Below are 12,343 nucleotides of genomic sequence, written 5' to 3'. Positions count from 1 at the left end.
GCCTTCGCGGATCAGTTGTTCTCGATGCGGAGGTCCGGCTCGGCGCTTCCCGCTACGATCGCAAGTCCGTTCGGCAGATCGTTCTCTTCGACCTTCCGATTGATCTCCTTCGGATCGAGGCCGTAGCTCCGCCAGCGGTTCTGAAGTCTCTGCCGCAGGTGATCCTCGTCCACGTCGACGAATACGGTGAAGTCGAAAATCTCCTTCAACTTGTCCCAGGGCGGCTGGCGCGCCAGCAGGTAGTTGCCTTCGCAGACAATGATGTTCGTCGACCGGGGAATTAGATTGCCGCCAGCCCGCGCGATCTCGATCGAGCGGTCGAATACCGGAACGGCAACGACGTCGTCCTCGTTGGCCTTCAAGCGCTTGAGCATGTGACGCAGACCATGAGCATCGAAGGTGTCGATTGCCCCCTTGTAAGGCCGGCGCCCCATCTGCTCCAGGACGACATCGTCATAGTGGTATCCGTCCATCGGAAACAGGGCTGCGTTGAGGTGATGATCCTTGTTGATAATCTCCACGGCGCGCTCCGCGAGCGTGGATTTACCTGAACCGGGTGCTCCCGCTACGGCTATCAGAACTCGCCGACCGTTGCTTTCGTTGAAGCGTTGCGCCGCGATCTTCGCGATATTCCGCGCGTTTCCTTCAATCTTGCTCAAGGATTTCCTCCCGTTGCCACTTCGCACTTTCCGCTACCAACGCCGTTGGGGGCGCTGAACATTGCGAAGTCATGCCAGTTGGTATTGTGCGGCTTTGTTGCGCAGGAAAGAGAGGCCATTGCCCATGACTTCCTCCTCGTCACGCGCAACCGGTCGCCAGGTCGATATGTCGCCGGCCATCTCCGGCGGCATGCTGACGAAACTCTCCAGGGTAAGCGCGCCCTTGAAGCCGATCGCCGACAAAGCGGCGAAGATCGGATCCCAAGGCACGTTGCCTGCACCGGGGGTCCCGCGATCGCTTTCCGAAAGATGCATGTATTTGAGGTGATCGCGCGCGGCCAGGATGCCGTTTGCGGCCCCCTTCTCCTCGATGTTCATGTGGAACGTATCGAGATGGACGAACACATTGTCCACACCGATGCGTTCGACCAAAGCCACAGCTTGTTCGGCCGAGTTGACCAGATGGTTTTCGTACCTGTTCACGGCTTCAACGCCGAACTGGATGCCCTGGGATTTGGCATGCTTCGCGGCCGCCTCGAGCGCACGCGTGACGTTGTCGTACTCCGCCTGTGTCGGAGGAGCTCCAGTGCGTTCGTTGGTACCGCCGTAGGTGACGCCCGTAAGTGCCTCGGCGCCCATCTCGGCCGCCTTGTCTATCGCCACCTTCAGGTGACGGATGGCGGCGTCCGGCCTTGCCGAGGCCCATGCCGCTTCCGGCAGTACGAGCGAGCATGCTGCACGCAGGCCATGTTTTTCCAAAAGGTCGCGAGTGTGCTTGGCATCGACCGACGGCGCGTCAGCAAGTGGAATCTCGACAAATTCCATCTTGTACTTTTTAGCACCGGCAATGGCCCGCTCCGCGCCTGCGCGGTCCCAGTTCATAGTCCACATGCTCGCGTGAATTCCAAAACCTTGCACGGTCATCCCTTCTTTCTGCGTGATGCGATGTACGTTGAAACGATAGTTCTTGCGGCCATGACGACGATCATCAGCACGCCCCAAAGCGCCGTTGCCAGATGCTGGTTGGCACCCATCAGGTTCAGGCCCGACGAAAGGAGCTGGAGCACGATGAGAGCGACAAAGACCGGCAATACGCGACCGAAACCGCCGAACGGGTCGATGCCGCCGAGAAACGCGGCGAGCACGGTGATCAGCAGATAGGACTCGCCGTGGCCGACGCGGACCGAATTGAAGCGGGCGAGCATTATCACACCTGCGACGGCGCACATCAGACCCGACAGCGTGTAGACCAGCACCAGTATGCGACGCGTATTCAGGCCGGAGTATCGAGCCGCCTCGATGTTTGAGCCGATCATCAGCAGGCCGAAGCCGAGCTTGAAGCGCGTCAGCAGAAGCTGCCAGATCCCGACGCAGGCTATGAAAATCAAGAGCGGAATTGGAAATCCGAAGATCGACCCGTGTCCGATAGGAGCGATGAAGCTCGGAAATCCGGACACGTCGCCGCCTCGGGTGAGGAACTCGCCAAGCCCGCGCAAGAAGATCATCATCGACAGCGTGACAAGGATCGGGTGGGCCCGCGTGTAGGCAATGGCAGCGCCGGTCATGAGGCCTGCGGCGCCGCCCGTCGCCAGCGCAGCAAGGACGCCCAGCAGGAATGCAGCCGGCGAGGCATCTACGCCGCCGTACGATTGCATGACCCAGGCGGCGGCCAGTCCAGATAGGTTTGCGGTAAACGTCACCGAGAGGTTGATCCCGCCGGTCAAAAGTGGCAGCAGCATTGCGAGCGTCAGAAGCCCGAGTTCGGGAAGCTGGAATGCCACCGATCCGAAGGTTGCCGACGAAATGAAGTTGTTGGCGGCCAGTCCGAAGATCACCATCACTGCTAAGAATGCGATCGCCGGGCCGGTCATATCCGCGCCGAAGGTGGCGTTGAACTTTTGAGCGATGGCTTTCATGAGTGCGAGCTCCCCCTTTTGGCGTTGCTTTTCGCGAGGAATGGCAGAAGCTTGTCAATGCGCGCGGAAGAAAGCGTGATGGCGATGAGGATGATTGCGCCGACGATCATCTTGAACGCGAAGGGCGACACGCCCATCAGGTTGAGCCCGTTTTGCGTGATCGAAACCATCAGGACGCCGAGGACGCAGCCAATAACGGATCCCTTACCACCACCCAGCCGCGCACCACCGAGAACCGTGGCGGCGAGGACGTCGAGTTCGCGACCATAAAGCGCATTCGGAACAACTTCCTCGGCGTAGTGAGCCTGCATCAGGCCGGCGATGCCAGCCATCAGGCCAAGCCATCCAAACGAGATGTAGTGCATGGCGCCGATGTTGATCCCGAAGCGACGTGCTCCTTCAGGATTGTCTCCGAAAGCGTAAAGCTGGCGGCCGATCGTCGTCCTCGAGATCATCAACCAGGTCGCAAAGCAGCAGAGGATCATCACCACCACCGGAAGTGTGAGTTCGACCCAGGATCCATCGGCCATCTCGTGTTCAAAGAACACGACGCGCGTCGTCAGCCATTCCGGCAGATCGTAGATCGACACGCCCTTGGTGAAGAACATCAGGAGTCCGAAGAAGATGTTGAAGGTCGAGATCGTCGCTACGATCGAGATGATGTGAAGCCGGTAGACCAATGCGGCATTGATCAGCCCGAGGCCGATCCCAACCGCCCCCGCGATGATGAAGCCTTCCGCCCAGTTGCCGCCACCCAGCGCGCCAAGCGCAAGCGCCGTGACGTATTGGACCACCGATGCGGCAACGGCGAAGGAGATGTCGATCCCGCCGGAAATCAAGACGACTAGAAGTCCGACGGCAAAGATGATGTTGACGGCCGAGACGTTCAGCACATCAAAGGCGTTCGAGATCGTAAGAAAACGCTCCGTGCCAAAAGACAGCCCGATGCAAAGCACGACCATGACCGCCAGAAGTGTGAATTCGGTTGTGTGTCCAAGGATCAGCCTACGCATAGACGGCAGACTCCAGTTCGCTGAGCGACAACTGTCGCGGATCATAGGTCGCGTGGATCTTGCCCTCGACCATGTGAATGATGCGGTCCGCATTGAAGTAGACCTCGGGCGGCTCGTCGGAGATCAGAATGATCGCCAGCCCCTGAGCCGCAAGCTTGCGCACAATGTCGAAGATGCCCGCTCGCGCGCCGACGTCGACGCCTACGGTTGGGGCGTCCAGGATGAGAATTTTCGGGCCGATCGCGAGCCACTTGGCGATCGCCACGCGTTGTTGGTTGCCGCCTGACAAAGTCCGGATGGGGTCGTCTGGCGTTCCAATCTTGACGCCGAGCGCCGAGATCCAATGGCTGACAACGCTCGCTTTCTTGGCCGGCGAGATCATCCCGCCGGACAGCAGCTTATCAAGCGATGCCATAACAAGGTTGTCGGCGATCGACTGTGGCTGATTGAGGCCAAGCGACAAGCGGTCTTCCGAAAGGTAGGCAACACCAGCACGAATGGCGTCGCGATTGGAACCGAACCTGACCCGCTCACCTTCGATGGTGACCTCGCCCGCCTGTGGGCGGTGCATCCCGAAGAGCGTGAGAGCTAGCTCGGTGCGCCCTGCTCCGAGAAGGCCGGTGATCCCGAGCGTCTCTCCTCGGCGAAGATCGAACGAAATATCCTCGAACTCGCCGGCTCGCGTCAGTCCCCGCACGGAGAGCACGACCGCCTCGTTGTCGTGATCGGTAGCGATAACGGAACTGTCGAAGTTCCTGCCGGTCATCAGTTCGGTTACTCGTGACTGCGTCATCCCCTCGACTGGGAAGACACCAACGAGGGCCCCGTCGCGGAGCACGGTCATTCGGTCGGATATTTCGAGGACTTCCGCAAGACGGTGCGACACGAAGACCACCGCCACTCCTGAAGCGGAAAGGTTGCGGACGATGTCAATGAGATAGTCGGTCTCCGATTGGGTCAGCGACGCCGTCGGCTCATCCATGAAGACGAGCCGGGCTTCGCCCACAAGGGCGCGCGCTATCGCAACGATCTGGCGCTGCGCGATCGGCAACTCCTTGAGCGGGAGATGAATGTCGATGCTCACCCCAAGGCGAGCGAGTGCCTTCTCAGCCGCGTCCTCGATGGCACGCTTGTCGACAAGCCCATATTTGCCGTTGACTGCGTACTGGAAGCCTATGTTTTCGGCGACGCTCATTTCGCCGAACAGCGCCAAGTCTTGCCAGATCACCTGAATCCCGAGCGATTGCGCCAGAGTGGGTGTCATGGCCGAGATCGGGTTGCCGTCGAAATAAAATTCAGCACCGTCCTGTGGTTTGTAGACGCCGGTAATCACCTTGATGAGCGTGCTCTTGCCGCATCCGTTCTCGCCAGCGAGACAGTGGACTTCTCCGGGGTTGACCTCGAAGGACACACCCTTCAGCGCGCGTACGCCGCCAAAGGTGACCTTGATGTTCTTGAGTGAAAGCAGCGGTTCGACGCTCATGGAGTATCCTCCTGTTCAACCGCTGCTTCAGCGGTCGGCCCCAGGTTTTGCATTGTCCGTAAGGAGGTCGCGGGGAATATGTCCCCGCGACCTCAGGGCGTGGGTCCCGGGAGGATTAAAGGCCCATGCCAACGAGCTTGTCGATGCTGTCCTTGTTGATGGCCAGCAGTTGGTCGACGATGATGGTGTTGCCCTCGGGATTGATCTTTCCAAGGCCCTCAATGTCGTCGCCAGCCTTCGGCGTCTCGCCTTTGGAAATTCGGTCGGCAAGCGTCACGAAGACCTCGCCGGCCTGCTTCGGGTTCCACATGAAGCCGCCAGTCAAAGCACCTGATTTAATGAGCTTTGCTCCCTGCCCCGGAGAGAACGGACCGATGACGAATACCTTTCCGTCCTTGCGGCGCTCTTCCACCGCGCGACCTGCGCCAATCGGACCCTGCGAGCCGAATGCCAGGAAGCCCGTGAGATCGGCATTGGCCGCCATAAGGTCGAGAGCGGTCGAGCGACTCTTGTCGACGTCTTCGGCAACACCATAGCGGTCGCCCACCAGCTTCATGTCGGGATAGTTGGCCTTGATATAGGCGATCGCCGCGTCGGCCCAAGCGTTGTGCAGCGGAACGGTCAAGGATCCGACGAACACCGCATAGGAGCCCTTGCCGCCCATCTTCTCGGCGAGGAGCTTGCCATGTGCTTCGCCGAAGCCCTTGGCCGAAGCGAGTTCAAAATCCCAGTCGGCACCGACCTGCTTGGGCGATTCATGCGTGATGACCTTGATGCCGGCCTCCTGCGCCTTCTTGAGAACCGGCTCCAGTACCTTCGCGTCATTCGGCACCACGCCGATATAATCAACCTTCTGCGCGATCAGATCTTCGATGGCGCGGACCTGGAGTGCCGGGTCTGCACTGGTCGGCCCAACCATAAAGCCTTCGACGCCGAGCTTGGCACTTTGTTCCTTGATCCCAGCTTCCATGGCATTGAACCACGGGATGCCGCCGATTTTAACGACGACGCCGATCTTCGGACCAGCGAAGGCGGTGGATGCCAGAAGTACAAGCGACAGACCAAGCGTCGCGGCTAGCATTTTTCTCATTGGATCTTTCCTCCTCCAATAGTGCTGACAAGCAAGATCCGTTCACAGGAACGGTAGCGCTCCCGCGTTGAACGTTTCGGCTCCGACCATCGGAACCTCCTCCCTGTCACCTCCTCTAAGTGACTTGCCATCGTGCACAATCGCTCTTGCAATTGAGCACCATCGATGGTGCAATAACATTAACACGGAACGGACTTTCGTCAAGAGGACCATTGATCTAGAGAAACGGAGCGGTGGAGGAGTCTGCGAATGACGGAAAAAGAGCAAAAGAAAGCAACAATTTACGATCTTTCGGTGATCTCGGGCGTAACCGCCTCGACTGTAGCCTCCGTCCTCAATGGCACGTGGCGGAAGCGGCGGATATCGGAAGAAACAGCCGAAAAGATCCTGTCGCTCGCAAAAGCGCATCGCTACACCGCCAATCGCCAGGCTCGGGCGTTGAGAAGTTCCCGCTCGGGACTGGCCGGACTGCTCTTGCCTGTTTACGACACCCGCTTCTTTTCCTCGATGGCTCAGACCTTCGAGGCGCAGGCACGCAAGCGCGGATTACTGCCGGTGGTGGTCTCCGGCCGGCGCGATCCTGAGGAAGAACGGCGCACCGTAGAGTCGTTGATCGCGTATTCGATTGATTCGCTATTTATCGCAGGCGCCACTGATCCGGACGGCGTCCATCAGGTGTGCGCCCGTGCGGGATTGCCGCACGTGAATATCGACCTTCCCGGCAAGTACGCACCGTCGGTGATCTCGGACAACCGACGGGGTGCAGAAGCGCTGACCTCGGCAATTATCCGCCACGCTGAAGGAATGGGGCCACTCGGTGCTGAGGACGTATTCATGTTTGGCGGCCGCGATGACCATGCCAGCCGCGATCGCATCCTGGGCTTTCATGCGGTGAAGCGATCTATTTTTGGAGTGGATACCGAGGGCGATATCGAGACCACGGGATACTCGCCGGGCATGACACAGCTTGCCTTCGAGCGGTTCTTCGAACGCCATGGCAGGCTGCCGCGCTGCTTCTTCATTAACTCGTCCATAAATTTCGAGGGGTTGCTGCGCTTCATGAGCCGCCACGACGGGGTAGCATTCGAAGATATCGTGGTCGGATGTTTCGACTATGACCCGTTTGGTTCATTTTTGCCGTTTCCGGTCTACATGATCAGGCCGAACACAGCTGATATGCTCGAAAGAGGCTTCGAGCTTTTAGAAGAGCAGGACACGAACCCACAGCTCGTGATGATCGAGCCACAGTTGGTTCCGCCGCGAACTGCGTTGGAAGGGCCGCTCGACGCTTTGAAGGATCCGATAGCGGTACATGACCTCGCGCGTCGATGACGTGGTGAAACGTCTCGATCCGTGGGAGGTGGGAAATCGCCACGCTTTGCGGATGGGTGCCGCCTTCAAAGGCCACGTTTGGTGCGAAGCCGCCGTTCGAGGAAAGCAGACATGGGCCGTGGCTGGCTTGCGACAATTGCCGCCATGGGGCTAATGCACTGAGATGAACGACCTCGCTACCAGGCGATGCAACGTCTCGCACGGTGCCCATAACAGAAAGCATTTGAACAAACGAATACCCTAGCATGTGGTAAGACCTGTACTAATTGCGGTCGCAATAAGCTCTTTGTGGCGTCTTGTTGATCTCGCCGGCTAGTGTGCTGCAGCGAGATTTTCTGCACCAATTGAAACGGGAGGAGAGTAAATTGCGTCGTTCAGGGTGGGCGATTCTCGCTGTTCTACTCGCAATCCTCATAGCGATAGCCGTTACATGGGCATCACTTGCATTGTGGTATCGCCTTCCCGTTTCGGAGTTGGCCAGAGGCTTTGCCGCCGGGCTATTCGCTCTTTTTGGATTGTTCACAATCACGAGATTGTTTGGCCCGTGGCGTTTCAAAACCGTCGTTATATTCGCAGCGACGTTCGCACTTGTCCTGGTCTGGTGGCATACGATCAAACCCCTCAAGAATGCATCCTGGGCACCCGATGTCGCTCGACAGGTCACAGGCGAATTCAACGGCGACCTGCTGACACTGACAAATGTGCGGGATTTCGAGTGGCATGGCAGTACTGACTTCCTCGAGCGATGGACGACGCGCACCTACGATATGAGCAAGCTTCGGACGATCGACCTGTTCATGTCCTATTGGGCCGGGCCAGAGATTGCCCACGTGATTTTTAGCTTTGGTTTTGAAGGTGGCGAGCAGCTTGCGTGGTCGATCGAAGTCCGTCGCCGGGTTGGAGGTGCATTCTCGCCCGTCGCGGATTTGTTCAAAAGCAATCCTTTGGTGATCATCGCAGCAGACGAGCGGGATGTCGTGGGCGTCCGTTCGAACGTCCGTCGCGAAGATGTGCAAATCTACCGCCTGAAAGCATCCCCGGAACAGGCACGTGCGCTCCTGCGCGAGTATGTTGCCGACGCCAATGCCCTTGCCGCGACGCCGGCTTTCTACAACTCGCTTACGAGCAATTGCACGACGACGGTCGTCAAGATGATGCGCGTGGTTGGAGGCACCGTTCCCTTCGACTGGCGTCTCATCGTCAATGGCTATCTCCCGGACTACGCCTACGATCATGGGGCGTTGGATATGTCAGTGTCGCTCGCTGAACTCAGGACCGCCGCTCATATTGACCAGCGGGCGCGGGTCGACGCATTGTCGCCGCACTTCTCAAAGTCGATACGCGTCGGCGTACCTTCGCCACCGCCGGCGGATCCGCAATAAGCGAGAGACGTGCCATTGTTTCGATCGCGCCTGGAAGCTGCCGAAACCTCGAAAGGAGGAATAGCTTCACGTCGCGGTGACGCAGGTTGGCCAGAGCGACAACACTCCTGGCTTGGGAAGAATGCTCGAGGCCGCGATCTCCCAAGTTACAGGCTGGTGGTCAGCGTTGGAAGGTAAGATGGATGGTTCCGCTCGGCGCCGTTTCAGCTTTGACGTCGTAGCCAGTCTCCAGACCGCGCAGGTCGTCCCATAAGCGTATGCCGCGACCGAGCAGGATCGGCGCAATTGCAACATGAAGGCGATCGACAAAACCTGCTCTCAGAAAGTCACGAACAACAGTCGGGCCACCGCCGATCCGCACATCCTTGCCGCACGCCGCCGCAACAGCCTGCTGGAGCGCATCAACCGGAGTGGTATTGAGGAAATGGAAAGTGGTACCGCCAGCCACCTCTATGGAGGGGCGAGGCTTGTGTGTGAGAACGAAGACCGGAACTCGGAAGGGCGGCTCCTCGCCCCACCAGCCACACCAGTTCGGATCGTCGGGGAAGTTGTGGAGCCCGAACATGCCGGCGCCCATGATCTCGGCGCCCACGTTGGCGAAATATTCCTTCGCGTAGTCGTCATCGACGCCGGTGGTCCCGGTTCCGCTGGTATCCTTGAGCACGCGCTCACGGAAAGTTCGCGTTGCCACATATGCGCCGACAAGGCGCGGCCAGTCCTCCCCGAACGGGACTTCGGGCGTTTGATCCGTCGTGGTCGCGAAACCATCGAGCGAGATCATGAGATCGACACGAACTGCCATGGGAGCTCTCCTTGCGAGTGGTTGCACCCTAGCCGCCCCAAGCCAGGGCATCGATACTAAGGCAGATGCCTTTATAATTGATCTTTATACTAAGGCAAGTGCCTTATTGTCCTTGACCACCATTCCAATGCGTCTTAACAATTCGCATGCCCTATCATTCGACCCCACTCGACCTTGCCTTTCACGCTCTCAGCGATCCGACGCGTCGCGCGGTCGTATCACGGCTGGCTGATGGCGAGGTGCCGGTCAGCGTTCTGGCCGAGCCATTCGACATGGCGCTGCCCTCCTTCGCCCAGCACCTCAAAGTACTGGAAGATTGCGGACTGATCGCCAGCGAGAAGCGCGGGCGCAGTCGCTGGTGCCGGTTGGTACAGGCGCGCTTCGACGAGGCGGCGGACTGGATGATAGCGGAGCGCAGGCGCTGGACCGAGCGGTTGGATCGTCTGGAGGTCTACCTGGACAAAGCGGGAGAGGATGATTGATGAAGACCATGGCAACCCTGTTTGACACCTGGTCGCTTGATCGGGAAATTGTGCTGGTGAAGCTGCTCAATCACTCGCGTGACAAGGTCTTTGCTGCCTGGATGGACCCCGCGGCGCTTGCCGAATGGTACGGTCCGGCCGGCCTCAGGATCGAGAGCCATGAGGCCGATATCCGTGAGGGTGGGCTCTGGCGGTTCGACATGGTGGGCGTGTTCGAGGGCCAGGAGCAGCGCTTCCCGAATCTGATGCGCTTTCTGGAGATCGTGCCGAACGAGCGGATCGTGATGGACTATGGCACACCCGACCCGGACGATCCCGACCGCTTCCGCGTCACGGTGACTTTCGATGAGCAGGCCGACGGCAAAACAGTGCTGACCTTGCGCCAGCTCCACCCCAGCCCCGTACGGCGTCGGATCGTCATCGGTTTTGGCGCAGTCGAATACGGATTGCAAACCCTGGATGGCCTGGCAGCCTGGCTCGACCGCTGAGCGTTTGGCCAATTTGTGCCTCGGTCGCCATTGACTGGGGCTGCCACGAGCCGTGCCCGGAGACAATGACCGCAATGGGCCCGGAAGGAAATCAGCCACGGAGGGCCTGTTTGACGCGAGAACCCCTCACGTCAATCCTTGGCTAGTGCACGCGCATCTTGGCCGCGGTTACTGCTTCCAGAAACTTTGCACGCGCGACTTCGGCGTCGACACGACCGGCAAGGGCACCTCGGCAGGCATTTCGCGCCTGGAGGAAGGACACCGTTTCACAGTCCTCCCAGCTATCTTTCAGAAACAGGACGGCATCGAAGGCGCTCGATACGAATTCGCTACCTCGCGAGCCCACCGAGATTTGAACGGGCTTCTCCCACTTGACGATTGACATGACGATCTCCCCACTGGCTCTAGCGACGGGCAAACGTGCAATTCGTGGAAGAGTTCCGTGACCCCTGGCGAGGTCACGGATGGTGCCTCTGCGAGGGCGCGGACAGCCGACGAGAAGTGTCGCCGACCGCCCACGCCTCGTGTGCTACCCAGCCCCATCCAATGATCAGCAGATACTAACCTGTTCCCGGTCTTCTCCCTACGTGGTCCAGGTAGCAGTGGTTCAAAAGGAGAGAGTCTCCTGTCTGTTGAATTGGTTAGGCTGTGGTTATCCTGTTGATAGGCGGTGTATTGTCTGCTGCCACCGGAACCTGCCCACGCGCCGGTTGTCGGGATGGCGCTGCGGGAGGGACGCCTTAGCGCGTGCAGGTAGCAAGTTCTGGCGCCCGTCCAGAGTGAGCTTCTGGCCCGTGAGCAGTCATCCGGCGATGCCGCCTTTGCATTCAACTGTCGTCATCAAACATGCTGATGCAGGAGCGAAAGGCTGTTTTACGCCACGCCGGCGGTTCGCCCCTTTTGTGGGACCGAAGTATCTTGGTTGTTCGTTGCTAGAATGCCGCGTGGCTTCGCCAGAGAACATACAGGCTGACGCAAAATATCAACCACCTGAAGACCTGCGCGAGGATGTTCCTGTAGTTCGCCAGTCGCGTGGCGGCAATCGTGCCGATGATACCGCCACCGATGCCACCTAGAATGAAATAACCCGCAGTAAGCCAATCGACAAAGCCCGACGCGGCATAGTTCACGGCCGTCGCCAATCCGAAAGTGCCGACCGCGAGCAGCGAGGTTCCAATCGCGTTTATGAGAGGCATGCCCGTTGCGACGAGGAGACCGGGCACAATAAGGAAACCGCCCCCTATTCCGAAAAGGCCGGAACATCCGCCGGCAAAAAGCGCAATCAGGCTTGTCTTCCCGTGCGCCCGTATCGTCAGCGACTGCGCGGTAACATCCGCCCGGCTCCTCGTCCTTCGCATCATGAAACTGACGAGCATCATCAGGAGGCCAAACATGAAGAGCAGGTTTTGGCCGTCGATGAGCTTCCCCAGACTGGAACCCAGGTAGGCACCGAGACATCCGGCGATCGCAAAGATCAAGGCGCATCGCCACCAGACATGACCCTTCACCGCATGGCCGGCCAGGTTGAGATACGCATTGGCCGAAACAGCGAGAGCCCCTGTGCCAATCGCGGTGTGCACATCGCGCATTCCGACAACATACACCAGCAGCGGCGTGGCGAGGATTGATCCGCCTCCGCCAATCAAACCGAGAATACAGCCGATCAATGATCCTGAGCCGAGAGCAAGCATAAGTT

The 12,343-nt window shown here is 59.1% G+C and carries 13 protein-coding genes; 4 read left to right on the top strand and 9 right to left on the bottom strand.

Translation table 11 applies throughout. The annotated features are described in order from the left end of the window. Positions 1–11: 11 nt before the first annotated feature. From IB248_RS02630 to IB248_RS02605, 6 genes are all read right to left on the bottom strand, one after another. Positions 12–659, bottom strand: coding sequence for a nucleoside triphosphate hydrolase (locus IB248_RS02630; RefSeq protein ID WP_192240227.1), 648 nt, complete (start codon positions 657–659; stop codon positions 12–14). A 69-nt stretch (positions 660–728) separates the two neighbouring features. Next, positions 729–1,577 carry a sugar phosphate isomerase/epimerase gene (locus tag IB248_RS02625; protein ID WP_192240262.1) on the bottom strand — a complete coding sequence of 283 codons (849 nt, stop codon included), beginning with the start codon at positions 1,575–1,577 and terminating at the stop codon, positions 729–731. A gap of 2 nt (positions 1,578–1,579) precedes the next feature. Beyond that, positions 1,580–2,575: an ABC transporter permease gene (locus IB248_RS02620; RefSeq protein WP_062369877.1), complete on the bottom strand. Its 996-nt coding sequence runs from the start codon at positions 2,573–2,575 to the stop codon at positions 1,580–1,582. Then, entirely contained in the window at positions 2,572–3,588 is a 1,017-nt protein-coding gene (locus IB248_RS02615; protein ID WP_192240226.1) for an ABC transporter permease, read from the bottom strand. The genes IB248_RS02620 and IB248_RS02615 overlap by 4 nt, the downstream gene beginning before the upstream one ends. Then, on the bottom strand, positions 3,581–5,071 hold the full coding sequence (locus tag IB248_RS02610; protein ID WP_112645786.1) for a sugar ABC transporter ATP-binding protein: 1,491 nt from the start codon (positions 5,069–5,071) through the stop codon (positions 3,581–3,583). Before IB248_RS02610 ends, IB248_RS02615 begins: the two co-directional genes overlap by 8 nt. Before the next feature lie 115 nt (positions 5,072–5,186). Continuing rightward, on the bottom strand, positions 5,187–6,161 hold the full coding sequence (locus IB248_RS02605) for an autoinducer 2 ABC transporter substrate-binding protein (RefSeq protein WP_025662254.1): 975 nt from the start codon (positions 6,159–6,161) through the stop codon (positions 5,187–5,189). A gap of 249 nt (positions 6,162–6,410) precedes the next feature. Between IB248_RS02605 and IB248_RS02600 the strand changes: the two genes are divergently transcribed. Both IB248_RS02600 and IB248_RS02595 read left to right on the top strand, forming a co-directional pair. Next, entirely contained in the window at positions 6,411–7,493 is a 1,083-nt protein-coding gene (locus IB248_RS02600) for a LacI family DNA-binding transcriptional regulator (RefSeq protein ID WP_192240225.1), read from the top strand. Between the two features lie 365 nt (positions 7,494–7,858). Then, positions 7,859–8,875: a DUF4105 domain-containing protein gene (locus IB248_RS02595; protein WP_192240224.1), complete on the top strand. Its 1,017-nt coding sequence runs from the start codon at positions 7,859–7,861 to the stop codon at positions 8,873–8,875. 160 nt (positions 8,876–9,035) lie between these two features. Here IB248_RS02595 and IB248_RS02590 read toward each other — a convergent pair whose 3' ends face one another. Further along, positions 9,036–9,677 carry a dihydrofolate reductase family protein gene (locus tag IB248_RS02590; protein WP_192240223.1) on the bottom strand — a complete coding sequence of 214 codons (642 nt, stop codon included), beginning with the start codon at positions 9,675–9,677 and terminating at the stop codon, positions 9,036–9,038. Positions 9,678–9,823: 146 nt separating this feature from the next. Between IB248_RS02590 and IB248_RS02585 the strand changes: the two genes are divergently transcribed. Both IB248_RS02585 and IB248_RS02580 read left to right on the top strand, forming a co-directional pair. Next, entirely contained in the window at positions 9,824–10,159 is a 336-nt protein-coding gene (locus IB248_RS02585) for a metalloregulator ArsR/SmtB family transcription factor (RefSeq protein ID WP_025662250.1), read from the top strand. Further along, complete coding sequence (locus IB248_RS02580; RefSeq protein ID WP_192240222.1) at positions 10,159–10,647, top strand: SRPBCC family protein; 489 nt, start codon at positions 10,159–10,161, stop codon at positions 10,645–10,647. The genes IB248_RS02585 and IB248_RS02580 overlap by 1 nt, the downstream gene beginning before the upstream one ends. A 142-nt stretch (positions 10,648–10,789) precedes the next feature. On the opposite strand, the gene IB248_RS02575 is transcribed toward IB248_RS02580, so the two are convergent. Further along, positions 10,790–11,032 (bottom strand): DUF982 domain-containing protein, encoded by a 243-nt coding sequence (locus tag IB248_RS02575; RefSeq protein WP_192240221.1) that lies wholly within the window; start codon positions 11,030–11,032, stop codon positions 10,790–10,792. 547 nt (positions 11,033–11,579) lie between these two features. Further along, on the bottom strand, positions 11,580–12,338 hold the full coding sequence (locus tag IB248_RS02570; RefSeq protein ID WP_246779199.1) for a sulfite exporter TauE/SafE family protein: 759 nt from the start codon (positions 12,336–12,338) through the stop codon (positions 11,580–11,582). Positions 12,339–12,343 lie beyond the last annotated feature (5 nt).

The sequence above is a fragment of the Rhizobium sp. RHZ01 genome, from assembly GCF_014851595.1.
GTDB lineage: Bacteria > Pseudomonadota > Alphaproteobacteria > Rhizobiales > Rhizobiaceae > Rhizobium > Rhizobium altiplani.
Note: the sequence above shows the minus strand (reverse complement) of the source record. Positions and strands in the feature narration are given on the sequence as shown.